Origin of the sequence: Burkholderia sp. SJZ089 (assembly GCF_007828315.1) — a bacterium.
GTDB lineage: Bacteria > Pseudomonadota > Gammaproteobacteria > Burkholderiales > Burkholderiaceae > Burkholderia > Burkholderia gladioli.
Window position 1 is genome coordinate 40,698 of record NZ_VIUM01000027.1, and the last position, 25,754, is coordinate 66,451.

Annotated in this window: 20 protein-coding genes; 9 read left to right on the top strand and 11 right to left on the bottom strand. The window is 68.5% G+C overall.

All coding sequences use genetic code 11. From position 1 onward, the window contains the following. Window positions 1–8: 8 nt before the first annotated feature. Window positions 9–902 carry a LysR family transcriptional regulator gene (locus FB600_RS33665; RefSeq protein ID WP_096751798.1) on the bottom strand — a complete coding sequence of 298 codons (894 nt, stop codon included), beginning with the start codon at window positions 900–902 and terminating at the stop codon, window positions 9–11. A 113-nt stretch (window positions 903–1,015) separates the two neighbouring features. Further along, the gene (locus FB600_RS37420; RefSeq protein ID WP_186048082.1) at window positions 1,016–1,183 is read right to left on the bottom strand and encodes a hypothetical protein; all 168 of its coding nucleotides are present in this window, start codon (window positions 1,181–1,183) and stop codon (window positions 1,016–1,018) included. A 451-nt stretch (window positions 1,184–1,634) separates the two neighbouring features. On the opposite strand from FB600_RS37420, the gene FB600_RS33670 reads away from it, so the two are divergent. The 3 genes from FB600_RS33670 to FB600_RS33680 all read left to right on the top strand — a co-directional run bounded on the left by FB600_RS33670 (window position 1,635) and on the right by FB600_RS33680 (window position 5,878). After that, window positions 1,635–3,341 (top strand): M36 family metallopeptidase, encoded by a 1,707-nt coding sequence (locus FB600_RS33670; protein WP_145757630.1) that lies wholly within the window; start codon window positions 1,635–1,637, stop codon window positions 3,339–3,341. A 79-nt stretch (window positions 3,342–3,420) separates the two neighbouring features. Beyond that, window positions 3,421–4,674: a M20/M25/M40 family metallo-hydrolase gene (locus tag FB600_RS33675; RefSeq protein WP_145757631.1), complete on the top strand. Its 1,254-nt coding sequence runs from the start codon at window positions 3,421–3,423 to the stop codon at window positions 4,672–4,674. A gap of 142 nt (window positions 4,675–4,816) precedes the next feature. Beyond that, the gene (locus tag FB600_RS33680; RefSeq protein ID WP_096751795.1) at window positions 4,817–5,878 is read left to right on the top strand and encodes a phosphorylcholine phosphatase; all 1,062 of its coding nucleotides are present in this window, start codon (window positions 4,817–4,819) and stop codon (window positions 5,876–5,878) included. Window positions 5,879–6,331: 453 nt separating this feature from the next. Here the strand turns inward: FB600_RS33680 and FB600_RS33685 are convergent, their stop codons facing one another. Next, on the bottom strand, window positions 6,332–7,189 hold the full coding sequence (locus FB600_RS33685; protein WP_409995245.1) for an IS30 family transposase: 858 nt from the start codon (window positions 7,187–7,189) through the stop codon (window positions 6,332–6,334). Between FB600_RS33685 and FB600_RS37960 the strand changes: the two genes are divergently transcribed. The 3 genes from FB600_RS37960 (at window position 7,178) to FB600_RS33700 (ending at window position 10,856) form a co-directional block, all read left to right on the top strand. Further along, a complete protein-coding gene (locus FB600_RS37960) occupies window positions 7,178–7,651 on the top strand; it encodes a hypothetical protein (protein ID WP_227742819.1) in 474 nt (157 codons plus the stop codon). The genes FB600_RS33685 and FB600_RS37960 overlap by 12 nt on opposite strands. A gap of 190 nt (window positions 7,652–7,841) precedes the next feature. Continuing rightward, window positions 7,842–8,915 carry an acetyltransferase gene (locus tag FB600_RS33695; protein WP_409995246.1) on the top strand — a complete coding sequence of 358 codons (1,074 nt, stop codon included), beginning with the start codon at window positions 7,842–7,844 and terminating at the stop codon, window positions 8,913–8,915. Window positions 8,916–9,008: 93 nt separating this feature from the next. Next, a complete protein-coding gene (locus FB600_RS33700; protein WP_096751794.1) occupies window positions 9,009–10,856 on the top strand; it encodes an autotransporter domain-containing protein in 1,848 nt (615 codons plus the stop codon). A gap of 8 nt (window positions 10,857–10,864) precedes the next feature. Here the strand turns inward: FB600_RS33700 and FB600_RS33705 are convergent, their stop codons facing one another. The 8 genes from FB600_RS33705 to FB600_RS37425 form a co-directional block, all read right to left on the bottom strand. Beyond that, window positions 10,865–12,109: a hypothetical protein gene (locus tag FB600_RS33705; RefSeq protein WP_096751793.1), complete on the bottom strand. Its 1,245-nt coding sequence runs from the start codon at window positions 12,107–12,109 to the stop codon at window positions 10,865–10,867. A gap of 59 nt (window positions 12,110–12,168) precedes the next feature. Continuing rightward, complete coding sequence (bla, locus tag FB600_RS33710; RefSeq protein WP_186467883.1) at window positions 12,169–13,200, bottom strand: class A beta-lactamase; 1,032 nt, start codon at window positions 13,198–13,200, stop codon at window positions 12,169–12,171. A 172-nt stretch (window positions 13,201–13,372) separates the two neighbouring features. Further along, entirely contained in the window at window positions 13,373–16,519 is a 3,147-nt protein-coding gene (locus FB600_RS33715; protein WP_145757633.1) for an efflux RND transporter permease subunit, read from the bottom strand. Window position 16,520: 1 nt separating this feature from the next. Beyond that, window positions 16,521–17,741 (bottom strand): efflux RND transporter periplasmic adaptor subunit, encoded by a 1,221-nt coding sequence (locus FB600_RS33720; RefSeq protein WP_088555439.1) that lies wholly within the window; start codon window positions 17,739–17,741, stop codon window positions 16,521–16,523. Window positions 17,742–17,865: 124 nt separating this feature from the next. After that, the gene (sbnB, locus tag FB600_RS33725) at window positions 17,866–18,897 is read right to left on the bottom strand and encodes a 2,3-diaminopropionate biosynthesis protein SbnB (RefSeq protein WP_145757634.1); all 1,032 of its coding nucleotides are present in this window, start codon (window positions 18,895–18,897) and stop codon (window positions 17,866–17,868) included. Continuing rightward, window positions 18,890–19,885: a 2,3-diaminopropionate biosynthesis protein SbnA gene (sbnA, locus tag FB600_RS33730; protein ID WP_098153097.1), complete on the bottom strand. Its 996-nt coding sequence runs from the start codon at window positions 19,883–19,885 to the stop codon at window positions 18,890–18,892. Before sbnA ends, sbnB begins: the two co-directional genes overlap by 8 nt. A 116-nt stretch (window positions 19,886–20,001) precedes the next feature. Then, a complete protein-coding gene (locus FB600_RS33735) occupies window positions 20,002–20,580 on the bottom strand; it encodes a ParB N-terminal domain-containing protein (protein ID WP_127840946.1) in 579 nt (192 codons plus the stop codon). A 213-nt stretch (window positions 20,581–20,793) separates the two neighbouring features. Continuing rightward, complete coding sequence (locus FB600_RS37425) at window positions 20,794–21,174, bottom strand: hypothetical protein (protein ID WP_164467613.1); 381 nt, start codon at window positions 21,172–21,174, stop codon at window positions 20,794–20,796. Between FB600_RS37425 and cysC the strand changes: the two genes are divergently transcribed. The 3 genes from cysC to FB600_RS33750 are packed head-to-tail and all read left to right on the top strand — an operon-like array spanning window position 21,124 to window position 25,741. Beyond that, on the top strand, window positions 21,124–22,545 hold the full coding sequence (gene cysC / locus FB600_RS33740; protein WP_164467634.1) for an adenylyl-sulfate kinase: 1,422 nt from the start codon (window positions 21,124–21,126) through the stop codon (window positions 22,543–22,545). The genes FB600_RS37425 and cysC overlap by 51 nt on opposite strands. Window positions 22,546–22,586: 41 nt before the next feature. Then, window positions 22,587–24,419 carry a non-ribosomal peptide synthetase gene (locus FB600_RS33745; RefSeq protein ID WP_096751785.1) on the top strand — a complete coding sequence of 611 codons (1,833 nt, stop codon included), beginning with the start codon at window positions 22,587–22,589 and terminating at the stop codon, window positions 24,417–24,419. Beyond that, a complete protein-coding gene (locus FB600_RS33750) occupies window positions 24,416–25,741 on the top strand; it encodes an MFS transporter (RefSeq protein WP_145757635.1) in 1,326 nt (441 codons plus the stop codon). The genes FB600_RS33745 and FB600_RS33750 overlap by 4 nt, the downstream gene beginning before the upstream one ends. The last annotated feature ends 13 nt before the right edge of the window (window positions 25,742–25,754 follow it).

Here is a 25,754-nt window from a genome sequence, read left to right on the forward strand (position 1 = left end):
TCGAAGGCTCAGTCACCGCCATCGCGTTCGGGACTGAACAACTCGGCCGCTTCGTGCGCGAAGGCCTGCGCGAGCGGCAGGCGCGGCGTGTGTCGCGCGATGATCATGCCGATGCACCTGACCGGCGCGCGATCGGGCAGGGCGATCCGCGCGATCGCCAGGCCGCTGGTCCACAGCGAGGGCCAGTCCGGCAGCAGCGACACGCCGAGCCCCTTGTCGACCAGCGCCGCGATTGCCAGCAGGCCGTCGATCTCCAGGCGTTGCCTCGGATGCAGATCGTGGTCGCGCAGATAGCGCTCGACCAGTTGGCCGCCGAGCACGTTGCGGTCGTAGCGGATGAAGGGCTCGGCGCGCAGCAGCTCGTGCGCGTCGCGCCCCGCCATGCTTGCGGGCGCAACCACCACCAGCGGTTCCTCGGTGAGGATGCGCCATTCGCAGGTCTTGGGGATGGTGAACTGCGGCTCGACGACGATCGCGATATCCAGCTCCCCCGTGCCGACCTTCCTGCACAACTCCACCGAGGCGCCGGGTTCGACGAAGATCCGGAAGCCCGGGTAAGCCGCGTAGACGCGCTGCAGCAGCGAAGGCAGCAGGCTGACCATCGCCGAGACGAACACGCCCACGCGCAGTTCGCCGAGCTCGGTGCGGCCGTCCTGCGCGACCGCCTGCATGTCGCGCACCGAGCGCAGCACCGCATGCGCGCTGTCGAGGATCTTCAGGCCCTCGGCGGTCGGCACCACGCGCCGGCCCGAGCGGCGCACCAGTTGCGCGCCGAGCGCTTCCTCCAGCGAATGGATGCGCGCCGACACCGCCGTGGCGGTCAGGTCGAGCCGGCGCGCGGCCTCGGCGATCGAACCGCATTCCAGCACCGCGACGAAGCTCTGCACGTAACGAATGTCCATGGCGCATTGTAGGGGCGGGGCGGAACCGCTTCCATCGGTGCCAGTGCTGACGCGCGGGTTCGCGCGGGCCGCGGCCGGAACCGGTTCGCCCGGCTATCGCGATGGATGCCGCTTTACCGGCGCCATTCAGCCTGCCGTCGATGATCGCGTTTATCTTTAATCGAATCGTGATCAATTGCCATAAATAAAAGAATCCGCATTGGCAGCGCAATCGACGCGAAATGGAATGGATTCGTTCCTGCCGCGCCATAAGCGACAAGGCGATGCGGCTGGTATTTCATGCCGCTTCAGCGGCATGCGGCGGTCATTTTGTTAATGGAGGATTTCAACGAAAGAAGTATCGAAAATAATTCGCAATCTCCAAGAAAATATTCTGTAATATGTCCGACACTTCCGCGGGCTGCACGAGAATCCGGCCGACACAATCGGTACGCATCGCTGCCGCGGCACCATCGACGTTTCGATCCATCGAGGGGTATCAGATGACGATGCAAGCAAGCGGCCAATCCCCGGTTTCCTCCGTTCGCCCGCCGCCTTCCGGCACCTCGTAGTCAGCGCGCCCGCTTCGCGCGCCCGGCCCGCGCAAGATACTTAGTTTCACTAATCAAGGCATCGCAGTCCCGCACTGCGTGACGGCATCGTCTTGCCGCCGCGCGGCGTCTGGTCGTACCTGCCGTACCCGCGACCCGCCCCGGGCGCGGTTCCAACCTAACCGTAGCAAGAGGTGAACACATGCAGACAGCACGCAAGGCATTGCCGCTCGCATTGAGCATCGCACTGGGTCTCGGCATGGTGCATGGCGTCGCGGCACAGTCGAAGACCGGCAACCCGCAGGCCGAGAACCTGCGCGAGAGCCTGATGCGCGGGGTGGCCAAGCCCGCCGCCGGCGGCGAGGCCGCGCCGAGCGGCACCGGCGCGGTGTCGGTCACGCTCGCGAACCCGGCTTACCGCGTGAAGAAGACCGCCTCGACGCCCGAGGCGACCGCCCGCGATTTCCTGGCCACGCAGGCCAGGCAGCTTGGCCTGGACGCGACTGCGCTGGCCGGCCTCGAGCTGGTGTCGCAGCGGCAGGACCCGGATTTCACGGTGGTGCGGCTGCGGCAGGTGGCGGCGGGGCTGCCCGTCTACGGCAGCGAGATCGCCGTGACGATCGGCAAGGACGGCAGCGTGCTGTACGTCGCCAGCAATGCGATCGGCGGCGTGGCGCCCAAGGCGTCGAAGACGCAGGCGGTGGACCAGCAGCAGGCGCTCGATCGCGCACGCAGCTATCTCGGCATCGGCGAGCTGCGCGACGCCGAGGCGCAACTGGTGGCGTTCCGCGACGCGGCCGGCACGCACACGGCCTGGAAGGTGCGCGGCCGGCCCGACGGCGGCCCGAAGGGCGATTGGGAACTGCTGATCGACGCGACCAGCGGCGAGGTGCTGCGCGCCGAGGACAAGGCCTTCTACGCCGTCGACGGCTCGGGTTACGTGTTCCGTCCCGATCCGCTGTCCTCCACCAAGAGCAGCTACGGCAGCACCGGCTACAAGGACAACAACAACGCCGATTCCACCCAGCTGAGCGCCGCCCGCGTGCGCGTGACGCTGAAGGACCTGAAGCAATCGGGCGCGAGCTATTCGCTGTCGGGACCGTTCGCCTCCTGCGTCGACTTCGATGCGCCGCGCGACAACGCCTGCCCGGTGCAGTCCTCGCCGGCCTTCGAGTTCACGCGCGGCAACCTCTATTTCGAGGCCGTCAACGCCTACTACCACATCGATACCTTCCTGCGCTACGTGAACCAGACGCTGGGCATCAAGGCGCTGCCCTACCAGTACACGGGCGGCGTGCAGTTCGATCCGCACGGCGAATCGGGCGACGACAATTCGGCCTATTCGTCGGGCAGCGGCCAGCTGACCTTCGGCCAGGGCGGCGTGGACGACGCCGAGGACGCCGACGTGGTGATCCACGAACTGGGCCACGGCATCCACGACTGGATCACCAACGGCGGGCTATCGCAATCGGAAGGCCTGTCGGAAGGCGTGGGCGACTACCTGGCGGCCGGCTACAGCCGCGACTTCAACCAGTGGAGCCCGTCCGACGCGCAGTACAACTGGGTCTACAACTGGGACGGCCACAACGAATTCTGGCCGGGCCGCGTGACCAACTACAACGTCGGCCGCACCTATGCGCAGATCCGCAGCTCCGAGATCCACACGGCCGGTCAGTACTGGGCCTCGTGCAATCTGGTGGCGCGCGACGCGATCGGCGGCCAGGCGATGGACAAGGCCTTCCTGAAGGGCCTGTCGATGACCAACGGCTCGACCAACCAGAAGGCGGCCGCGCAGGCCGTGATCACGGCGGCCTCGGCGCTCGGCTATAGCAGCACGCAGATCAACGCGATCGCGAACGCCTACAACAAGAGCTGCACCTACGCCGTGACGGTGCCGCAGAAGTCCTGAGGATCGCCTGGCCGGCGCGTGCCGCACGACCCGCGGCGCGCGCCGATTTCTCGACATCATGACCCTTGACGGGACGACCATGCCTCTACCGAAACCGAAACACCTGGCACTCGCGCTGTGCGGCGCGCTGTTCGCGGCCGCGGCGCACGCGGCGCCGGTCTGGATCACGCTCGGCGATCCGGCCTTCCAGCAGCTCCGGCAGCTCGATGCCGGCGCGGCCTCGCTCTACAGCACCACGCTTTCCGCCGGCAAGACCGCCGACGGCGCCGCGCACGAGGAGACCGTGCATATCGCGCGCGTCGACGACGCCGTGCTCGGCGAGCTCGCCTACGCCGTGCATCACGGGCGCGGCCACGGGCCCGGCTTCATCGTGCACGATTCCTTCGGCGCGGCGCGGCGCGCGCTGCAGCCGCCACCGCAGGCCAAGCAGGCCGAGGCCGCCGCCGCCGACTTCGCGCTCGCCAGCGCCCAGCCGATCGCGGTATGGGTCCAGCAACTGCAGGCCAGCAACATCGTCAGCACCATCACGGCGCTCTCGACCAACTTCACCAATCGCTACTACACCACCTCGCATGGCGTGGCCGCCTCGAACTGGCTGGCCCAGCAGTGGAAGCAATTGGCCGGCTCGCGCGGCGACATCACGGTCGAGCAGTTCACGCACAGCAAGTGGGCGCAGAAGTCGGTGATCCTGACCATCCAGGGCAGCGACCCGTCGGCGGGCACCGTGGTGCTGGGCGGCCACCTCGATTCGACGGTCGGCCGGACCTCGGAGAACACGCGCGCGCCGGGCGCTGACGACGATGCTTCCGGCATCGCCAGCCTGACCGAGGCGCTGCGCGTGATGCTGGCCAACAACTACAAGCCGAAGCGCACCATCAAGTTCATCGGCTACTCGGCCGAGGAAGCCGGCCTGCTGGGCTCGAACGAGATCGCGAAGCAGTTCCGCGCGCAGAACGTCAACGTGGTGGGCGTGTTGCAGCTCGACATGACGAACTACAAGGGCGACGCCAAGGATATCTACCTGATCACCGACTACACGAACGCCGCGCAGAACAGCTATCTGCAGACGCTCGCGAAGACCTACCTGCCGGAGCTCTCGGTGGGAACCTCGGTGTGCGGCTATGCGTGCTCGGATCATGCCTCGTGGACCGCGCAGGGCTATCGCGCCTCGTTCCCGTTCGAGGCCGACCAGAACGACAGCCCGTATATCCATACCGTCAACGACACGCTGGCGAATTCGGACCGGCAGGCGAACCATGCGCTGAAGTTCGGCAAGCTGGCGCTGGCCTATGCGGTGGACCTGGGCGACGGCGCGGCGGTGGCGAAACGCTGAGGCAGGCGGCAGGCAGCGGCCCCGGGGCGCTGCCTGCCGGCGGCATGGCGCAGGTAGACAAGTGTGTGACGTTTTCGTGACGTTTCGGATCGCGGGGCGTCTGCACAATCGACGCTGCCGCAGCGATCCCCAGGAGCCTTCCATGCCGAAATCCGTCCGGCGCCTTGCCGCCGCCAGCCTCGCCCTGTTCGCCTTCGCCGCCTCGGCGGGCGCCACCGACCTGGCGCACTGGCCGCCGGAGGCGGCGCGCAAGCTCGACGCGATGATCGCCGCCCACGCCAATCGCGGCGACTACGCGGTATTCGACGCCGACAACACCACCTACCGCTACGACCTGGAGGAATCGCTGCTCCCCTACCTGGAGCAGAACGGGCGGCTCACGCGCGAGACGCTCGATCCCTCGCTGAAGCTGATCCCCTTCAAGGACACGCCCGACTACCGCGAATCGCTGACCAGCTACTACTACCGGCTCTGCGAGATCGACGACCTGGTCTGCTACCCGTGGATCGCCCAGGCCTTCTCGGGGCTGTCGCTGGCCGAGCTGAAGACGCAGATCGACGCCATGCTGGCCACGCGCAAGCCGATCCCGATCCGCTACTGGAGCGGCGACAAGGTGGAGGAGGGCACAGTCGAGCCGCCGCGCTTCTTCACCGGCATGCAGGAGCTGTACAACAAGCTGCGCGAGAACGGCATCGCCGTCTACGTGATGACGGCCGCGCACGAGGAACTCACGCGCATGGTGGTGGCGGATCCGAAATACGGCTACAACGTCAAGCCGCAGAACGTGATCGGCGTTACCACGCTGCTGCGCGATCCGCAAACGCAGGCGCTGACCACCTCGCGAATCCAGATACGCAAGGGCGACTACGACGAGATGCGCAACCGTTCGCTGGTGATCACCCCCTACCTGATGAACCCGATGACCTGGTACGAGGGCAAGCTCGGCTCGATCGTCGGCTATATCGACCAATGGAAGAAGCCGGTGCTGGTGGCCGGCGATACGCCGAAATCCGATGGCTACATGCTGCTCAACGCCACCGACGTCGAGCATGGCGGCGTGCGCGTCTGGGTCGACAAGAAGGACAAGAACCTACAGGAGATGCGCCGCTGGCGGGCGGAATCGGCGGCGCGGCAGAAGGCGCTCGGGCAGCGCGTGACGGCCGATCGCAACTGGATCGAGGTCAAGCCCGACGCGATCCAATAGGCCAGCGCGCCACGACAAGGCACCGACCTTCCATCCTCCCTCGCTTCACCTGCAAGCGCCGGCATGCCGGCGCTTGTTCGCTTCATCACATTCCTCCATCGATATCACCTGCCTGACCCGGCCGCGTCGCCGCTTCGCTCGTCTCGATTTGGTAACCGTAAAAATATACTTTGAAAGGTTGCTAACGGTGGTGCTACGTTACGCCCACGGTTGATCGACATGAGCTGGGAAGCGCTCCGCATCGGGCTGGGCGACCCTCGTTTCCTCACGTTCAGAAGGCAGACACCACCATGATTACCCCGGTCGACATCGTCCACAGCTTCTATGCGGAGCCCGAGCGTGGCGACGCGCCCCGGGCGCTCGCGCTGATGGCCGACGACATCGAATGGACCACGATGTGGTATTGCCAGGTGAAGGAGTGCGGACCGCAGGCGGTGGCCGAGGATGGTAGGTTCAATGAGTCACTGCAACAGCCTGGCATAGTTTATCGTCCGGAGACATGAAGCCCAATGTCTTTCTGGGCCTTTCATCGAGCCGCGCTGCGATCTTGTTCAGTTCCGCCTGCGAGTATTGATCAAGTTGCGTACCGTGGGGCAAGTACTGACGCAGGAGTCGGTTCGTGTTTTCGTTGGTACCACGTTGCCAAGGACTTCGCGGGTCGCAGAAATAGACCTTCACGTCCGTGGCGATCGTGGAGTCTTTGTGGCTCGCTAGCTCCATGCCTCGGTCCCAGGTGAGCGACTTGCGTAGATGCTGCGGCAGCCGCTTAACCTCGCGCTTCAGGCCCGCCACAACGCTCACCGTGTCCTTTCCCTTTACCTTGACGATGATGGTGAACCTCGAGCGCCGCTCGACCAACGTGGCGACATGGGTATTGTTGGCGCCACTGACGAGATCGCCTTCCCAATGACCAGGTACCGCACGGTCGGCTGCCTCAAGTGGTCGTTCGTGAATCGAAACCGCGTCAGCAATCTTACTGCGAGCGCCCTTCGTGCTGGACGAGCGGGAGTGACGCATCTTTCGCTGGGTCCGCAGGTGATACTGCAGTTCCTTCTTCAGAACGCCGCGCGCTTGCACAAACAGGCTGCGATAGATCGTCTCGTGAGACACGCGCATCGCCTCGTCATCGGCATATCGGTTCTTGAGCCAACCGCTCACTTGCTCTGGAGACCATTCGCGGCAAAGCTTACGCTCGAGTGCATAGCGTAGGCGTCGGTTCTGCTCCAGGAGGCAGCATGAACCGCCGTGGCGTGCGATGGATCCGGGTAGCGCTCGACTCCGCCACGGTGATCCCCGACAATGACGATCCATCCGGTGAATCCACCACCAGCCATGTCGAGAACCCGAGAATTTGCCGCCTTCCTGAGCATCGCGCTGCTTGCCGCTGGCGCGCTGGCGGCTTCGCCCACGCCGTCCGCATCGTCCGCTTCGTCCGTCCCCGTCGTATCGGCCACCTTGTCCGCCAAGCCGTCCGCTCCCGTCATGATGGTGCATTTCACCTTCTACGAGCGCGACCTGCCGCGGCTGCGCCAACTCGAGCAAAGCTTGCGCGTGAAAATCGAGCGGGCGCATGCGGGCGAGCTTGGCGAGACCGAATTGCATCTGGACGGCAACGACGGTTACTTGTACATGTACGGCCCCGACGCGGACCGGCTGTATGCGCTCGTCGGCCCGATGCTGAGGGCCTCGCGGCTGATGGGAGGAGCCGAAGTCACGCAGTGGCGCGGTGTCGACAGCAGGCACTTTGCGCTGCATCCCGCCGCGGGCGGTTGAGCCGGTTCGCGATACGGGCGCGGCGGCGCTCCCGATGTCTGCGCATGTGCAGGCGGGCACGGGAATCACTGCATCGCGGGCCAGCCGATCGCATTGACCTCGTGGTACCACTCGCGGTACAACGATGCAGCGCCGCGATCACGACGGTGCGATCGACCGGCGAGCGCATCGGTTTCCCCTTGCCGGTCCCATGTCAATAACGAAAAGAGAGGGCCGTGTGGTGACGAACGACTACACACTGGCACCGCACGATGCGGCCGACACGCATCGCGGTACCGACGCGACGATTCCATGGTGCGAACGCGCGACGCATATCCACGTATTCAACGGCGACGCGGACGGCCTTTGCGCCCTGCAACAGCTTCGGCTCGTCGAAGGCGAGGGCAGTGCGCTCGTGACGGGCGTCAAGCGCGACATTCGCCTGCTCGCGCGCGTGAATGCCGATGCGGATTGTTGCGTGACGGTGCTCGACCTGTCGCACGACAGCAATCGCGACGACGTCGCCCGGCTGCTCGCGGGCGGCGCCGCGATTCGCTATTTCGACCACCACTTCGCGGGTAGCGTGCCGTCTCATCCCGCGCTGCAGGCGCATATCGATACGAGTACCAATGTTTGCACCAGCACGCTGGTCGACCGTTATCTCGGCGGGCGTCATGCGCAATGGGCGGTGGCCGCGGCCTTCGGCGATTCGCTGCCGCGGCTCGGCGCGGCGCTCGCGCATCGCCATGCACTCGCCGCCGACACCGTGGAGGCGCTCGCGCTGCTGGGACGCTGCCTCAACTACAACGCTTACGGCGACGATCCGGCCGATCTGTTCTATGCGCCCGAGGTGCTGGCCGAGGCGATGCTGCCCTATGCCGATCCACTCACCTTCGTGGCCGGCACCGGCATCCTGGCGGTGTTGGCCGAGGGTTACCGCAGCGACCTGCACGAGGCCTGCGCGGTGCAGCCCGAATACGATCTGCCGGGCGTCGCGATGCTGGTGCTGCCTTCGCAGCGCTGGGCGCGCCGTGTGAGCGGCGTGCTGGCCAACGAGCTGATGCAGCAGCGGCCCGGGCGCGCGCTCGCCGTGCTGAGCCCGCGGCGCGGCGGCGGCTACGTGGTGAGCGTGCGCGTGCCGGCCGGCAGGCAGCACGGGGCGGACGATTTCTGTCGCGGTTTCGCGACCGGTGGGGGGCGCAAGCTTGCCGCCGGCATCAATCACCTGGCCGAATGCGACGTCGATCGCTTCGCCAGCGAGTTCCGCGGCACCTACGCCGACTGAGCGATCCTCCCACTGCGCGATCGGGTTGCCGGGCGCCTGCTGGCGGGCGCTCGCCTCGCGCGTTCGTCACCCCGACCCACGGCACTGCGCCCTATGAACCTGTCCAATCCGATTTCACGATCGCTGCGCGCGATCGCCTTCAGCCTGGCCTGCGCCGCGTGCGTGCCGGCCCATGGCTACGAATTCTATGCACTCGGCGACAGCCTGACCGACAACGGCCGGGTGGTCAGGCTGACCGGAATCCTGCCCAACGCCACTTCCACCATCTTCCGCGACGGCCGCTCGTCCGACGGCCCGGTCTGGGCGGAATACCTGCCGGGCCTGATCGGCGCGAACTTCAGGGCGGACGACGACTATGCGATCAACGGCGCGCTGAGCGGCCACGGCGGCTACCTGAACATCGTGGCGAACCAGCCGGCCTGGCGCAACATGCCGGGCTTCATCGACCAGGTGGACGAGTTGCTGGCGGCGCATCCGCGGCTGGGCGCCAACGATCTGGTCGGCATCTGGATCGGCACCAACGACCAGGACCTGACCAAGGCCGCGCTCAACGGCATCGAGCCGTTCCTCGGCGTGCCGCGGCCGACCGACATCGCGCAGATGAGCGCCTATACGCTGTCGAACCTGAACACGCAGTTGCAGCGGCTGGTCGATGCGGGCGCCCGACAGTTCGTGGTCCTGAACCTCAACGACGACGCGGGGAGCCGGCCCGGCTACGTCGACTACAACGGCAAGCTGCCCGGCGAGCTCGCGCAGTTCTCGCGGCGCGGCGTGAATGTGCATCTGTTCGACGTCGCCGGGCTGCTCAACCAGATGCGCGCCAACCCGGCGGCCTACGGGCTCAACGACACGCCGGAGGTGCAGTGCCGCGTCGTGCCGGCTTGCAATAGCGGCTCGGTGGCGGTGCAGAACACTTATCTGACCGCGGACGGCACCCATGTCATGACCAGCGTCCATCAATACATCGCGCGTTACATCGCCAACCAGCTCGATGCCCCAGCCGCGCTCGCCACCGCGCCCGAGATGGGGCTCGACGCGGTGCGCGCCAGCACGCAGCAGGCGCTCGCGATGGCCGAAGGCGGCGCCGGCGGACCGGCGCGCACGATGCTGTCCGAGCGCGTGTCGATCGCGGTCGCGGGCGGCTACACACGCGACTTCCATGGTGCGGCGACAGGCATCGATGCATTCGACAGCAACGTCGAGAATGTCTCGGTCGGCGCCGAGTACCGCCTGTCGGGCGCATCGCGCATCGGCGCGGTGTTGTCGAGCGGCAATGCCGGCGCCTCGCTCGACAACGGGCAGGGCGAACTCGGCCTGCATGCCTATCGCCTCGGCGTCTATCATGCGTTCGATCGCGCCGGGCTGTTCACCCGCGTCTATGTCGGCGGGGGCTGGGAGCGCTACCGTCTCGAGCGGATCGCGGTGCTCGCGCCGTCGCTCGACGGCGGCACCGGCGGCTTCGATTTCGGCGCCGTGTTCAAGCTCGGCTACCTGTACCCGCTCGGTGTCGCGCGGCTCGGGCCGGTGGCCGACATCGGCTACCAGCAGCTCGTCATGCGCGGCTACACCGAAACCGGCGATCCGATCCTGGTGCAAAACGTCGGCGTGCAGCGCCTCAAAGGCGCGAGCGGCGGGGCCGGGCTGCGCATGACGCTGCCGCTCGCCGCGGCCGGGCTGCGCGGCGGCGAGTTCGAGGTCGAGGCCGCCCTGCGCCACGACGCCTTCGACAGCCGCGTGCTCGAAACCTCGCAGCGCTATGCGCCGGCCTTGCCGATCGAGACGGCGGTGGATGGCGCCAGCGCGACCTACGGCCGGCTGTCGATGGCGGCGAGCTTCCAGGCGAACCGCTACTGGCGCGGCAAGCTCGGCCTACTGACCGATTTCGGCAACGCCCGGCGCCGCAGCTACGACCTGTTCGCCACGCTCGGCGCATCGTTCTAGGCGCCGTGCTAGGAATCGGAGGGCGTGAGCGGCGTGGTGCGCGGCGGGTTCGCGCGGCAGACATGGCGGATCGACAGGAACAGCGCGGCCGCTACCGCCAGCCCGAGCGCGCCGATCACGAGCACCGGCGAGAACGCGACGGTGGAGGCGGTGACCAGGCCGGCCACCGGCAGGAACGCGGTGGTGACCGAGGTCGTGGCGCCGATACCCTGGGCGATCTGGCTGGCGGGGATCAGTTCGTAGCGCATGTGGCGAAAGAAGATGCCATACAGGGCGCTGCCGACGATCAGCAAGCCGAACGCCACGCAGAACGCCCAGGGTCCGACGTCGAGCGCGCACAGCGCGGCGGCCGCCGCGAGGCTGGCGGTGCCGAGCGTGCCGAAATCGGCGGGCGGCCGGCGTCCGGCGAGGCGCGGCACGAGGATGCACAGCGCGAACGAAATCGTGCCGCCGACGAAGCTCGGCAAGGCGCTGTAGGCGAGCGGCATGCGGTAGTGGCCGATCATGACCGGCGCGATCAGCGATTGGAACACCCCGAACAGCACGTTCAGCAAGCCGGCGGCGAGGGTGAGCGTGAGCAGGCGCGCGTTCGCGGCGAGCGTCGCGAAGCGCCGCCATTCCTCGGCCGGCGTCCATCTGTCGAGGATGGCGGCGGCCAGGATCGAGGTGGCGCCGCGCCACGCGCACGATACGGCAAGCACGAGCGCGTAGCCGAGCGCGATGCCGCCGACCGCAGCGAGCGGCGACAGATGCGCGATGGCCAGCGCCGCCGCGCCGGGCCCCACCAGGCGCGCCAGCGGCTCCAGCAATTGCGAGCGGACCTGGAAGCCTTGCAGCGCCTCGGGTCCGAGCCGTCGACCCGCGCTCGCCTCGTAGTACACCAGCGTCATCCCCGAACACAGCGACACCGCGCTCGAGAGGGTCCAGCCGTACTGCGTGCGGCCCAGCACCGCCCAGGCGAGCATCAGCACGACGCGCAATATCTCGACGACGTAGACCAGCCACTTGCCCTTGCTGCGATCGACGATCGAGCCGAAGATCGGCGAGAGCAGCGCGCGCGGCAGGAATTCCACGAAGTAGGCGATACCGACGGCGAGGGTGCTGCCGCTGCTCTGCTCGTATACCAGCAGCGGCAGGGTGAAGGCCTTCGCGTAGTCGAGTGCGAGCGTGGCCACGCGCAGCAGCGTGAAAGGCAGGTCGCGCTCGCCATCAGGCTGCGCGTTGCACGGGGGCGGCGGGGCGGAGCGGGGCACGCCGGCCTAGCGTCCCTGAAGGCCGGCCGCGTTCCCCGCCCGCGGCGCTGCTCGAATCGTCAGCGGGCCGCGGCGCTCGCCACCGCGCGCGCCAGGTCGGCGAACAGGCGGTCACGCTCGGCGCGCGAGGCACGCGAGGCGCTCAGGAAGGCGGCAATCACGAGCCGGTGCCCGTCGGGCCAGGTGAGGATGCCGATATCGTTGAACGCGGCGGTGGTGCCGTTGACCGTCAGCGAGGTGCCGCACTTGTCGGCGAAGCTGACGCCGGGCGGCAGGCCGGCGCGCAGCCGGCGCGGCGTCGTCTGGTCCCGCAGCAGCCCGAGCAGGCGCCGCGTGGCGGTGGGTGGGAGCAGCTCGCCGCCGGCCAGCTTGCGCAGGAATTCGGCCGCGGCCAGTGGCGTGGTGCGGTTGCGCGGGTCGGCCAGGTAGGCATCGAGGCCGCCCTGCAGGCGCCGGCTGCGTTGCTGCGCGCTTTCCGCGGGCGGCGGGGCCGGGGATGCGCCGAGATTGCCGAAGATCCGCGAGACCTCGCCCTCGTCCATGTCGACACGCATGCCCTCGATGCCATGCGCGCGCAGCCAGCCGGTCACGACGGCCGGGCCGCCCACGGCTCGCAGCAGCGCATCCGCGGCGGTGTTGTCGCTGTCGCTGACGGCCGCGCGCAGCAGCGTGTCGACCGTGAAGCTCATCTGCTGGCCCTGGAAGGTTTCGCGAATCGGGCTGTGGCCGCCGCGCAGTTGGTCGCGCGTGATCGTGATGCGCTGGCCGAGCGGCAACTTGCCCTGTTCCGCGAGGTCCAGCACGGTGGCACCGAGCGGCGCCTTGAAGACGCTCATCATGGGAAACGGCAGCGTGCCGTTGACCTGCCAGCGGGAGGGCCGGTCCAGGTCCAGCACGACCACGCCCAGCGTGCCGGGGCGCGCGGCCTGCGCGAAGCGTTCGAGGGTGGCCTGCAGCGCGTCGTGGCGCGCATCGCCGCCTTGCGCGGCGCCGGTCGCGGCCGGCGTGGCGGCGCAGGCCGGCGGCGCGGCCAGCACGGCGCAGACGATGCCGCCCGCGGCAGCGCGCAGGACGGCGGATAGCCAATGCATGTTCATCGATCTCCATTCCGGTTGACGGCCCGCGGCGGCCGCGCGCCGCGATGCGGCGGGCCGTCTGCGCGAACGCCGCCAGGATCACGGGCGGCGCCTCGGCGCGGGAGCGGGCCAGGGCAGGCCCTCTATGGTAGATCAGGTCGATCATGGATCGGCGCGTCCGGCGGACTCAATCCTGGGTGATGCCTTGCCGCGCCGGCTGCCGCGAGGAGTACGCGTCGCGCCGGCGGAACCAGGCCGCGAGCCGGTTGGACAGCGCGTCGAGGTAGAGATAGATGACGGGCGTGGTGAACAGGGTGAGCGCCTGGCTGACGATCAGGCCGCCCACCATCGCGTAGCCGAGCGGGCGGCGCAGCTCCGAGCCGATGCCGTCGGCCACGATCAGCGGCAGCGCGCCGAACAGGGCGGTCATGGTGGTCATCATGATGGGACGGAAGCGCAGCAGGCTGGCGTTGCGGATCGCCTCGTACGAACTCATGCCCTGTTCGCGTGTCGCCACGATGGCGAAATCCACCATCATGATGCCGTTCTTCTTCACGATGCCGATCAGCAGGATCACGCCGATCAGGGCGATCAGGTTGAAGTCGTACTTGAACAGCCAGAGCGTGGCGATCGCGCCGACGCCGGCCGACGGCAGCGTGGAGAGGATGGTCCACGGATGCACGAAGCTGCCGTACAGCGCGCCGAGCACGAGGTAGGCGACGATCAGCGCCGCCACGATCAGCATCGGCATGGTCGAGAGCGTGCTCTGGAAGGCCTGCGCCGTGCCCTGGAACGCGCTGATGATGGCGGGCGGCAGGTTCATCGCCGCCAGGGCCGTGTCGATGGCGGCGGTCGCCTCGCCCAGCGAGACCCCAGGCGCGAGGTTGAAGCTGATCGTCACCGACGGGAAATGCGCCTGGTGGTTGATCGACAGCGGCTGGGTGGTGTCGGTGGTCCAGCGCGCCACCGCCGACAGCGGCACCTGTTCGCCCGAGGGCGACTTCAGGTACATCTTGTCGAGCGTGGAGGGGTCGCGCTGCAGCGAGGGCAGCGCCTCCATCACCACCTTGTAGGTCGAGAGCTGGGTGAAGTACTGGCCGATCTGGCGCGAGCCGAACGCGTCGTAGAGGGTGCCGTCGATGGCCTGCGGCGTCAGCCCGTATCGCGCGGCCTGGTCGCGGTCGATGCGGATGCTCAGCGCGGAGCCGTTGACCTGCTGGTCGCTCGCCACGTCGCGCAGCTGCGGCAGCTCCGACAGGCGCGCCAGCACCCGCGGCGACCATCCCGTGAGCAGCCCCACGTCGGCGCTCTGCAACGTGAGCTGGTACTGCGTGCGCGCGAGCCGCGCGCCGATGATCAGGTCCTGGGCGGCCTGCAGGTACATGCGCACGCCCGCGACCTTGGCGAATTGCGGGCGCAGCCGGCGGATCACCTCGTCGGCGCTGGCGTCGCGCTGGCCGCGCGGCTTGAGCGTGATGTACCAGCGGCCGTTGTTGACGGTGGTGCCCGCGTAGGCGCTGCCGCCGACGGCCATCTGGCAGTGCTCGACCGCCGGGTCGGCGCGGATGATGGCGGCCAGCGCCGCCGAGTGGCGCGCCATGTCCTCGACGGAGATGGTCTGCGAGGCCTCGGACACGCCGGTGATCACGCCGGTGTCCTGCTGCGGGAAGAAGCCCTTCGGGATGCCCGCGTAGAGCAGCACCGACGCGGCCACCGAGGCGAAGAACAGGCACAGGGTGAGAAAGCGGTGCCTCAGCGCGACGTCGAGCGCGCGCTCGTAGCCGCGCGCGAGGCGGGCGAAGGCGCGCTCGAAGCGGCTGGGCCGCCGCGCCCGCTCGGCATCGCTGGCGCTACCGCGCAGCATGTAGGCGGCCATCATCGGCGTGAGCGTGAGCGAGACGAAGGCCGACACCAGGATGGTCATCGACAGCGTCACCGCGAATTCGCGGAACATCCGTCCGATGATGCCGCCCATCAGCAGCAGCGGCAGCAGCACGGCCACCAGCGAGATGCTGATCGAGGCGATCGTGAAGCTGGTCTCGTCGAGCCCCTTGAGCGCGGCGCGCATCGGCGGCTCGCCGTGCTCCACGTGGCGCGCGATGTTCTCCACCATCACGATCGCGTCGTCCACCACGAAGCCCACCGCGATCGTCATCGCCATCAGCGAGATGTTGTCGAGGCTGTAGCCGCAGGCCCACATCAGCGCGCAGGCGCCGAGCAGCGACACCGGCACGGTGATGGCGGGAATCATGGTGGTGCGCGCGCTGCCGAGGAAGGCGTAGATCACCACCACCACCAGCACCACGTTGAGCAGCAGGGTCAGCTCGATGTCGAGCAGCGAGGCGCGGATGGTCTGGGTGCGGTCGGCCAGGATGCGCACCTTCAACGACGGCGGCAGCGACGCGGTCAGCTCCGGCAGGCGCGCGCGGATCTGGTCGACGGTGGCCACGGTGTTCGCGCCGGGCTTCTTGTAGATGCCGACCGAGACCGCGCGCTTGCCGTCGATCCAGGCCGCCAGCGTGTTGTCCTCGGGGCCGAGCACGGCGCGCCCGATGTCGCGCACGCGGATCGGCGCGCCGTCGCGATAGGCGAGGATCGCGTCGTTCCACTGCGCGGGCTGGGTGAGCTGGCCGTCGGTGTAGATCGTGTAGGAGCGCGTGGCGCCGTTGAAGATGCCCTTCGGATTGACGCCCGAGAGCGCCGCCAGGGCGTGGCGCACCTCCTCCGAGGACAGGCCGCGCGCGGCCAGCTTGACCGGATCGAACTGGATCCGGATCGACGGCTTCTGTTGGCCGCCGATCGACACGGCGCCCACGCCGTCGATCTGGCTCAGGCTCTTGGTGAGGCGCGTTTCCACGTAATCGTCGATGGTGGTCAGCGGCAGGGTGTCCGAGGTCGCGCTGAGCAGCAGGATCGGCGCGTCGGCCGGATTGACCTTCTGGAAGGTGGGCGGCGAGGGCAGGTTGGCGGGCAGTTGCGCCGCGGCCGCGTCGATCGCGGCCTGCACGTCGTTGGCCGCGGCGTCGATGCTGCGGTCCAGCGCGAACTGCAGCACGATCGAGGTCGAGCTGAGCGTGCTCTGCGAGGTCATCTGCACCACCGACGGAATCTTCGCGAACTGCGTCTCGAGCGGCTGCGCGAGCGTCGAGGCGACCGATTCCGGATCGGCGCCGGGCAGCACGGCCGACACCTGGATGGTCGGGAATTCTACCTGCGGCAGCGGCGCGACCGGCAGATGCTGGTACGCGGCCAGGCCGGCGAACAGGATGCCGGCGGTCAGCAGGCAGGTGGCGACGGGGTAGCGGATGAACACCGCGAACAGGTTGGTACGCATCTCAGTCGGCACCCAGCGTGAGGCTGCCCGAGCCCGCATCGAGCGCATGGGGGACGTCGGCGGTGGTATCCGCGCGCAGCGGCGCGGCGGGCGGGGGCAGCAGTGTCGCCGCGACCCGCGCGCCGTCCTGCAGCCGGTACTGGCCCTGCACGACCACCCGCTCGCCTGACTTCAGCCCGCTGGCGATCACGGCATGGCCGAGCACGCGCGGCCCGAGCCGGACCGGGCGCGGCGCGACCGTGTCGCCAGCGCCGATCACGTAGACGAAATGACCGTTCGGCCCTGTCTGGATCGCGTCGTCCGGCACCGCGAGCACGTCGCGCAGGGTGTCCACCACGGTGCGGATCATGACCGACTGCCCCGGCCAGAGCGCGCCGTCGGCATTGGCGAAGCTGCCTTTCAGGCGAATCACGCCGCTGTTGACGTCGACGCGGTTGCCGATCGTCTCCAGGTGGCCGCGCGACAGCACGCGGGTGCCATCGGTGTTCAGCGCCACCACCTCCACCTTGCCGCCGCGCATGGCGGCCTGGATGTCGGGCAGCGCGTTCTGCGACTGCGCGTACATCACCGTGATGGGTGCGGTGGTGACCAGCGTCAGGATCGGCGTGTCGTTGGCGCGCACGATGTTGCCCTGGTCGGCGAGCCGGAAGCCGACGCGTCCCGAGATCGGCGCGCGTACCGTCGTGTAATCCACCGAGACGCGCGCGTTGGCCACCGCCGCGCGATCACCGCGAACCTGCGCGACCAGTTCGTCCACGCGCGCGCGCTGTGCCTCGAGCGCCTGCGTGGAGGTCGCGTTGACCTCGGCGAGCCGCTCGTGGCGCGTCAGCTCGAGGCGCGCGTTGGCGAGCGTGGCCTGGTCCTGCGCGAGGCGCGCCGCGGCCTGGTCGGCCTGGGCCTGGAATGCGCGGCGGTCGATGTCTACCAGGGCGTCGCCCTCGCGCACCTGCTGCCCTTCCTTGAAATGGATCCCGGTGATCTGGCCGTCGACCTGGCTGCGCACCGTGACGTCGTAGAGCGGCGTCACCGTGCCGACCCCGGTCAGGTAGACCGGCACGTCCATCGCGCCGACCGTGGCCGCGGTCACGGGCACGGCGGGGGCGGCCTTGGCTGCCTGCGCATGCGCCGTGTCGGGCGAGCGGGCCAGCCATGCGAGCAAGCCGACCGCGATCAGCGATGTCGTTGTGAGGGCAAGCAGATGGCGGCGTGTGGCAAAAGACATGGGCGTGCGGTTGCTGAGGTCGACGGGAAAAGGATGCGCCGCGGCGCCTGGCGGCGTCGCGGCGAGGAAGGCGAGGGGGCGCGCGACGCGCTCGGCGCGAGCCGGCGTGTCGTGGCGCGGGCGATCATTGGCTCCAGCGCTCGGTGCTCGCGAAGAAATCGTCGATGCTATGCTGTCCGCCCTCGGCCAGCGCGCGCTCGTGGATGAACATCGAGACGGCCAGGTCCAGCACGCCCAGGCCGAACGGCGAGAAGATCACCGGCTTGCCGGGGTCCAGGCGCAGCGTGCCGAGGATATGCTGGCCGATCGTACCCGAGACGAAATCGCGATGGCCGTAGCGCTGCTGCGCGAGATGGGGCGAGGTGTTGGCCTTCATGCAGTGCTCGACGTCGTCGAACAGGTTGTTCGCGGCGAGCAGCGTGTCGGGCTCGAGATCTCGCAGCGACACGTTGAGGACCCGCTGCGATGCCGTGAAGCGATAGTCCGCCGGCACCCACGGCGCGCCCGCCGTGGTCGCCAGCACCACCAGCTCGGCGCCGAGCGCCTGCGCGGCGCTGCAGGTGCGCACCGGATAGACGTCGCGCGAGGAAAGGTTGCGGGCGAAGGCCTCGGCATGCTCGGGCGATTGGTCGTGGATGCCAACCTCGTCGAAATGCCAGCCGGCCGCCTTGAAGTATTCGAGGATGGTGCTCGCGATCACGCCGCCGCCGATCACGCCCAGGCTCGTCGCGCGCCGTTGCGCGGGGCCGAGCCGGGTCGCGGCGAGCACCGCCGACGCGGCGGTGCGCGCCGCGCTGATCTGCGAGGCCTCGAGGCAGGCGAACGGGTAGCCGGTCTCGTAGTCGTTGAGCACCACCACGGCCGAGGCGCGTTGCAGGTTCGCCTCGATGTTGCGTGGATAGCTGGCGATCCATTTGATGCCCGACACGAAGCGGGCGCGATCGACGTCCCGGATCGCCGCGGGCAAGGCGATGATGCGGGCTTCGGGCTTGTCGTCGAAGCGCAGGAAATAGCTGTCCGGATTATTCGTGCCGCCGAGCTCGTGCAACCGGTAGCCGTGTTCGACGATGTCGATGATGTCGCGTTTCGAGGTGGCGAGCAGTTCGGCGATGTAGCTGCCGCCGATCACGCTGAACGCGCGCGGCCGATTAGACATTTTCCAGATTCTCCATGACGTGGATTTGGCCCAGCGCGTCGCGCCATGCCTGGCCGTAGGTGTCGTCGCACCAGTTGTCGTTGTAGACCGTGTCGACGTACAGGCCGCCGAGGTCGGGCGCGATCGCCACGATGGTCGCGTCCGGGCCGAGTTCGCCGGCCAGCCGTCGAACGCCGGCGAGCACGGTGCCGGTGGACGCGCCGAACAGGCCGCCGTAGCGGCGGGCCAGGTCGCGGCAGGCGCAGACCGTTTCCGGCTCGGGGATCTGCAGCAAGCGGTCGATCCGGCTGCCGTCGAAGAAATGGGGCATCACGCTGGAGCCGAGCCCCGGCAGGTGGCGTCGCCCGCCGGGCGTGCCGAAGGTGATCGAGCCGACCGAATCGACCGCGATGATCTCGGTGCCCGGCGAGTGGCACCGGAAATAGTCGACGCAGCCCATCAGCGTGCCGGTGGTCCCCGCGCCGATGAACAGGTGGTCGACCTGGCCGAATTCCTCGTGGATCGCCCGCGCCGTCATGTCGGCGTGGATCGCGGGATTGGCCGCGTTCTGGTACTGGTTGAGCCAGGTCAGGTCGGGGTCGCGCGCGAGCGCGTCGCGGATGTAGGCGAGGCGGTTGCCGAGAAAGCCGCCCTGTTCGTCGCGACGGTCGATCACCACCACCTCGGTGCCGAATGCGCGCATCACGCCGATCGCCTGCTGGCTGGTATTGGCGTCGACCACGCAGGTGAACCGGTAGCCGCGCGCCGCCGCGATCAGGCTCAGCGACAAGCCGAGATTGCCCGAACTCGATTCAATCATTTTTCTTTTCGTGAACAGTCGGCCATTCTGTTCCGCATCTTTTATCAATGCCAGCGCGGTCTTGATCTTGATCGAGCCGCCGGGATTGAAGCCTTCCAGTTTCAGATAAACCTGCCGGCCCGCCGCGAATTCATCGAGTCGCAGAAATATCCGGTCGTTGATTATCTGTTCGATCGAGCCGAATTTCATGTGGCACCTGAATAAATCAATCGGGAATGATCGGGCCGGCGCCGGATTTTAAAACAGGGCGGACGGACGAATCGAATTAAATCTCGCGTTGGGGAAATCGAATGCAGCCGGGTTAGTCAGGAATATCTCAGTCTTTCGAGAGGAAAATGACAGGAAATCCTTGCCGAGCCGGGAATGATGTGGCGTGTCGATTTTGCCGGATACAGTCGCCCCTCGAGTCCGCGGGTAATCACCTCATGCGGCGTGACGCATTGGTCTTCGCGGCGCGATTCCACGCTCACCTCGGCATAGGACAGCAGCACGCACGGTACCCGGGCAAAGCCGTTCGCCAGCGCGAAGGCGCGGCGATGATGGCCGTCCATCACCACCAGCGACGCCTGCTCGACGAGGATCGGCTCCTGCCAGACGCCGGCCGCGAACAGACGCTCGCTGACTTCCCGGAAGCGCGAGGCGAGGATCTCTTCGGTGGGACGCAGGATATCGGGCGGAAGCAGCACCACACTGGGATTGGCCGCATCTGCACGTCGATGAATCTCGGCATTCATGTCGCGCCTTTCTACTGTTCGTCGGGCCAGCCGCATGCCGCGCATGCGGCGCTCCCGGCGCTCTGCGTTGTTGGTCGATCCGGCTGGCGGGTGCTCTCTCACCCGCCAGCCGGCGATGGTTTCGACGATCCGCGCGCAGGTGTTGCACACCCCTCGCCCGGACCCGGGACCAGGCGTTCCGGCCCGCTTCGCGGGATGCCGATGCCGTCTGCTGTCACTTCGAGTTGACGAATTCAACAGCACCTTTTCGATTTTGTCAACGAAACGGGTGATGAATCGCCGGAGAAAATTTCCTCGTTAAATTTTCGTGAATGCGATTGCACGATGCGGATATTTCGACTATCACGCGCACGTCTGTTCGTGTCATTTTGTTATTCGCTCGACGAGACCGGATTCAACAGGAAGGGAATGGTGCGGCGCAACGATTCCCGCCTTATGAACAGGACGAATAAGGGCTTGTGTATCCGGAATAAGTGATGTATAAAATCGCTGCTTAAAAACAATTCGAGCGAAACGATTCAAGCGATTCGATACGCTTGCGTTTGAAAAAAAGACGAAAGCCATTCCGAGGGCCCGCGTATCCGCGATACGCGTACCGTGACAAATCAAACCAAAGACGAACGTGCTATGAGAGAGCATAGACGCGGCATTGCCTTGACTCGCGCATGCCATGAATTCCTGTGTGCCGCGGATTTGCCGATCGCCGCGACCAACGGCATGCGGCGCGCGATCGGGGCCGTGCATGAGGTGCTCGACGCGAGCGGCTCGGGCGCGGCGGGGCTGCAGGCGCTGCGTTACGGTGCCGCCCGGGTCACGGTGCTGTGCGATCCCGATGCGCCCCTGGCGCGGATCGGCCTGCGGCACGGCGATGTCGCGGATCGGCTCGCATTCGCCGACGAGGCGGCGCTGGCCGCGCAGGGCGCGCGTTTCGACCTCGTGCTCGGCCCCGTGAAGATCGGTGCGAACGGCGTGGATCTGCATTACGGCCAGCGGCTCGAGAGCCTGCTCGAGCGTTTCGGCACGTCACGGGCCTCGGTCCTGCCGAACACCGTGCGCTACAGCGCGCAACTGGTGGAATGGCGCGATGCGGCCTGGTTCGATGCCGATGTCGCGGCGCGTGCCCGGGAGCTGGGGGAGCGCTACGCGGTCGATTTCGGTCCCGCGCTCGAGCGCGTGGCCGCGGCGGCACCTGCTCGCGAGCGGGTGAGCGCCGAGCGCCTGCGCCCCTTGCATGCGAGCGTGGCGTTCCTAAGCTGCCAACCGCAATCGCGGGGCCCGCGGCCCGACTCGGCTGCCGTGCCGCCCCAGGCGCCGGCATCGCTGACGTTGCGCGCGGAGCAGCCTGGCCGCGCCGACGCGGTGGTATGGACCCAGGAGCTGATCCACGACGGCATCGTGATCGGGCGTGCCCGTGCGGTCGGCTGGTTGCCGCGGCGCATGGAACTCGCGCCGGGAGAGGCGCTCGAGGTGGCGCTCGACGATATCGGCGCGGCGATGCCGCTGGACGACGGCGGGGCCGCCGCGCCGCTCCAGGGCGATGCGCAGGAGGCGATGGTGCCGCTGGTGTTCTGGCTGACCGGCATTTCGGGAGCGGGCAAGACCACCATCGCGACGCGCTTCGAGCAGCAGGCGCGCGCGCGGCGCTGGCCGGTCACCGTGCTCGACGGCGACGCGCTACGCGGCGGGCTCAACGCCGACCTCGGCTTCAGCGACGCCGATCGCGCCGAGAACGTCCGGCGCATCGCCGAGGTCGCCGCGCTGATGGCGGACACCGGTCGCGTGGTGATCGTGTCCTGCATTTCCCCGAAGCAGGCATTTCGCGATGCCGCGCGCGCCATCATCGGCGAAGAGCGTTTCGTCGAGGTGTTCGTCGACGCCCCGCCATCGGTGGCCGAGGCGCGAGATCCCAAGGGACTGTACCGGCGCGCGCGCGCCGGGCTGATCGCCTCGTTCACCGCGATCGATTCCGGCTACGAGATACCCCACGCGCCGCGCATCCACATCGATACCACCGCGATGGACGTGGAGTCCGCGGCGCGTTGCCTGAGCCGTCACTACGAAGGGCTGTTCCAGCCCGCATCACGAACCGGCGATACCGAAGTGGCCGCCGCCTGAGCGCGAGTCCGCCCGCTTGCGCATTCTTTACCGAGAGCCATATGACCCAGCACGACCCGGCCGGCAGGCATGACCCGAACCCGGCCTCGGGGGACCCGTTCGCCCGCCGTTTCTCGACCGCTTCGGCCGGGGCGATCGCATCGGCCGATTCGCTGACGACGCGCTTCGCCGAGATTGCCGCGCGGCAAGCCGATGCGCCCGCTGTCGAGCACGACGGGCGCCGCTGGACCTATGCCGAACTCGCGGCGCGCGCCTCGCGCATCGCGGCGGCCTTGCTGGCCGCCGGCGGTGCCGGCGAGGAGCCGGTCGCCCTGCTTTACGGGCACGGCGCACCGATGATCGCGGCGCTGTACGGCGTGCTCGGCGCCGGCAAGTTCTACGTGCCGCTGATCGCCGACCATCCGCTCGCCCACCTGCAGGCCGTGCTGCGGGAATGCCGCTGCCGGATCGTGCTCGCGGGCCCCGAGCATGCGGCGCTGGCGGCGTCGCTCGGGCTGGCCGTGTGCGTGATCGACGACGCGTCGCTGCCTGAAGCCGGCACGCAGTTGCAGGCGCGGCGGCCCGAGGCGATCAGCTACCTGCTGTTCACCTCGGGCACCACGGGCGTGCCCAAGGGCGTGATGCAATGCGACCGCAACGTGCTGCACCACGCGGCCTGCTATGCCTCGTCGCTCGGGCTCGAGCAGGACGATCGCATGACGCTGCTGCCGTACTACGGCTTCGACGCTTCCGTGATGGACATCCACGCGACGCTGCTCAGCGGTGCCTGCCTGCATGTATGGGACGTGCGGCGGCGCGGCGTGGACGGCATCGGCGAGTGGCTGGTTCGCGAGGGCATCACGATCTGGCATTCGACGCCGAGCGTGCTGCGGGCCGCGTTTCCCGGCTTCGCCCGGCCGGCCGCGTTGCGCTGGGTGGTGCTGGGCGGGGAGGCCGCGGTCGGCGGCGACGTCGCGCTGGTGGCGCGTCATGGCGGGCCCCGATGCGGCCTGATCAACGGCCTCGGCCCGACCGAATGCACCACGGCGCTGCAATACGTGGCCGATCTCGAGGCCGACGCGAATGCGGTGCGCTTGCCGGTCGGCCGGCCCGTGCCGGGCGTCCAGGCCATGCTGCTCGATGCGCAGGGACAGCCGGGCGCGAACGAGGGCGAGCTGGCGATCGTCAGCCCCTTCGTCGCGCTCGGCTACTGGAACCGCCCCGAGCTGAGCGCCGAGCGCTTCGGCGAGGCGCCGGAGGGCGGCGGCGCGCGCCGCTATCGCACCGGTGACGTATTGCGTCGCGACGCGAACGGCTGCTACGAGCATCTCGCACGCGTCGACGACCAGGTCAAGATCCGCGGGATGCGCGTCGAGCTCGGCGAGGTGCGGGCCGCGCTGGCCACGCACCCGCAGGTCCGGCAGGCGGTGGTCTTGCCCCGCGCCGACACGCCCGCCGGCCCGGTCTCGATCGTGGCCTACGTGGTCGCGGCCGGTCCCGTCGACGTATCCGCGCTGCGCGCGCACGTGGCCGCGTGCCTGCCGGACTACATGGTGCCGGCGCGGGTCGTGCCACTCGCCGAGATGCCGCTGCTGCCGAACGGCAAGCTCGATCGCAAGGCCCTGCCGGTGCCGCGTGCGCCCGAGCCCGGCGGCGCGCGCAAGGCGCCGCGCACGCCGCTGCACCGCGCGCTGGCCGGCTACTGGGCCGAGGTCTTGCGGCGCGAGACGGTAGGCATCGACGAGAACTTCTTCGAACTCGGCGGCGACTCGCTGCTCGGCACCCAGTTGCTGGGGCGCGTGCGGCGCGAACTGGAGATCGATGCGCAGCTGGCGGACCTGTTCCGCCATCCGACGGTCGAGGCGCTGGCCGCGCATCTGCAGGAGTCGCAATGAGCGACCTGCTCGAATCGCGCGACAAGTCCGATCCCGGGCTTGCTGCAGCGGCCGGCGCGGCCGGGCAGCCCGCGCGGCGCTCGTGGTTCGCCACGCTGCGTGGCCCCTTCGCCTATCGCGCGTTCAGGACGATCTGGTGCGCGAGCCTGGTCGGCAACGTCGGCGGATCGATCCAGACCGTCGCGGCGGCCTGGCTGATGACCTCGATGGCGCCGTCGCCGGCGATGGTGTCGCTGGTGCAGACCGCCTCGACCCTGCCGATCGCCTTGTTCGCCTTGCTGTCGGGCGTGGCGGCCGATGCCTGGGAGCGTCGCCGCGTGATGCTGGTATCGCAGTCGGTGATGCTGGGCGCGGCGCTGTGCCTGGCCCTGCTGGCGACCTGGGGCGTGGTGACGCCGGCCTGGGTGCTGTTGTTCACCTTCCTCGGCGGCTGCGCGGGCGCGATGTTCCAGCCGGCCTGGCAGTCGGCCGTCACCGAGCAGGTGCCGGCGCGCGAGCTGTCGGCGGCCATCGCGCTCGACAGCTTCTCGCTCAATATCGCGCGCACGGCCGGCCCGTCGCTTGGCGGGTTCGTGGTGGCGACGCTGTCGCCGCAGGCCGCGTTCGGCATCAGCGTGCTGGCTTGCGCCTGGCTGGTGGGCGTGCTCGCCCGCGCGGTGCGCGGCGGCGGCGTGGTGCGCGAGCGCCGTCGCGAACCGCTGGCGGCGATGCTGGGGCAGGGCATGCGCTATTGCTTCGGCGACGCGGGCGTGCGCGCCGCGCTGCTGCGCAGCACCGCGTTCGGTTTTCTCGGCAGCCCGGTGTGGGCGCTATTGCCCTTGTTCGCGCGGCAGCGCTTCGGCGGCGACGCGACCACCTACGGCATCCTGCTCGCCTCCTTCGGTGCCGGCGCGGCGGCCGGCGCGCTGGGGGGCGCCGCGCTGCGCATGCGGCTGGGCCGTGAAAACCTGCTCGCGCTCTGTACGTTGAGCTTTGCCGCGGGCATGGCGATCGCGGCGTGGAGCCCCACGCGGCTGGCGGCCCTGGCGGGCCTCGCGATGGCGGGCGGCAACTGGGTGGCGGTGGTATCGACCTACAACCTGACGATCCAGACTGCCTCGCCGGCCTGGGTGGCGGGGCGTTCGCTGTCGCTGTTCCATTCCTGCATCGTCGGCGGGCTGGCGATCGGCAGTTATCTCTGGGGGCTGGTGGCGACGGCCACGTCGATCCGGCTGGTCTTTATTGTCTCCGCGCTGTTGATGGCGCTGGCCGCCATGCTGGCGAAATGGCTGGTGCTGCCGGCGCAGGCCGCGCCGGCCATGCCCGGGGAAAGTTCGTCATGACGAGGCATCGATC

Bases quoted from the DNA above. Each gene is read 5' to 3' on its own strand.
- FB600_RS37425 (WP_164467613.1), bottom strand. From the start codon at position 21,174: ATGCACGGCCCCGATCGCGCGCCGCATGCCGTTGGTCGCGGCGATCGG.
- sbnA (WP_098153097.1), bottom strand. From the start codon at position 19,885: ATGAAATTCGGCTCGATCGAACAGATAATCAACGACCGGATATTTCTG.
- FB600_RS37420 (WP_186048082.1), bottom strand. From the start codon at position 1,183: ATGAAATACCAGCCGCATCGCCTTGTCGCTTATGGCGCGGCAGGAACG.
- FB600_RS33695 (WP_409995246.1), top strand. From the start codon at position 7,842: ATGTCAATAACGAAAAGAGAGGGCCGTGTGGTGACGAACGACTACACA.
- FB600_RS33750 (WP_145757635.1), top strand. From the start codon at position 24,416: ATGAGCGACCTGCTCGAATCGCGCGACAAGTCCGATCCCGGGCTTGCT.
- FB600_RS33745 (WP_096751785.1), top strand. From the start codon at position 22,587: ATGACCCAGCACGACCCGGCCGGCAGGCATGACCCGAACCCGGCCTCG.
- sbnB (WP_145757634.1), bottom strand. From the start codon at position 18,897: ATGTCTAATCGGCCGCGCGCGTTCAGCGTGATCGGCGGCAGCTACATC.
- bla (WP_186467883.1), bottom strand. From the start codon at position 13,200: ATGCATTGGCTATCCGCCGTCCTGCGCGCTGCCGCGGGCGGCATCGTC.
- FB600_RS33675 (WP_145757631.1), top strand. From the start codon at position 3,421: ATGCCTCTACCGAAACCGAAACACCTGGCACTCGCGCTGTGCGGCGCG.
- FB600_RS33685 (WP_409995245.1), bottom strand. From the start codon at position 7,189: ATGGATCGTCATTGTCGGGGATCACCGTGGCGGAGTCGAGCGCTACCC.
- FB600_RS37960 (WP_227742819.1), top strand. From the start codon at position 7,178: ATGACGATCCATCCGGTGAATCCACCACCAGCCATGTCGAGAACCCGA.
- FB600_RS33715 (WP_145757633.1), bottom strand. From the start codon at position 16,519: ATGCGTACCAACCTGTTCGCGGTGTTCATCCGCTACCCCGTCGCCACC.
- FB600_RS33665 (WP_096751798.1), bottom strand. From the start codon at position 902: ATGGACATTCGTTACGTGCAGAGCTTCGTCGCGGTGCTGGAATGCGGT.
- FB600_RS33720 (WP_088555439.1), bottom strand. From the start codon at position 17,741: ATGTCTTTTGCCACACGCCGCCATCTGCTTGCCCTCACAACGACATCG.
- FB600_RS33680 (WP_096751795.1), top strand. From the start codon at position 4,817: ATGCCGAAATCCGTCCGGCGCCTTGCCGCCGCCAGCCTCGCCCTGTTC.
- FB600_RS33700 (WP_096751794.1), top strand. From the start codon at position 9,009: ATGAACCTGTCCAATCCGATTTCACGATCGCTGCGCGCGATCGCCTTC.
- FB600_RS33670 (WP_145757630.1), top strand. From the start codon at position 1,635: ATGCAGACAGCACGCAAGGCATTGCCGCTCGCATTGAGCATCGCACTG.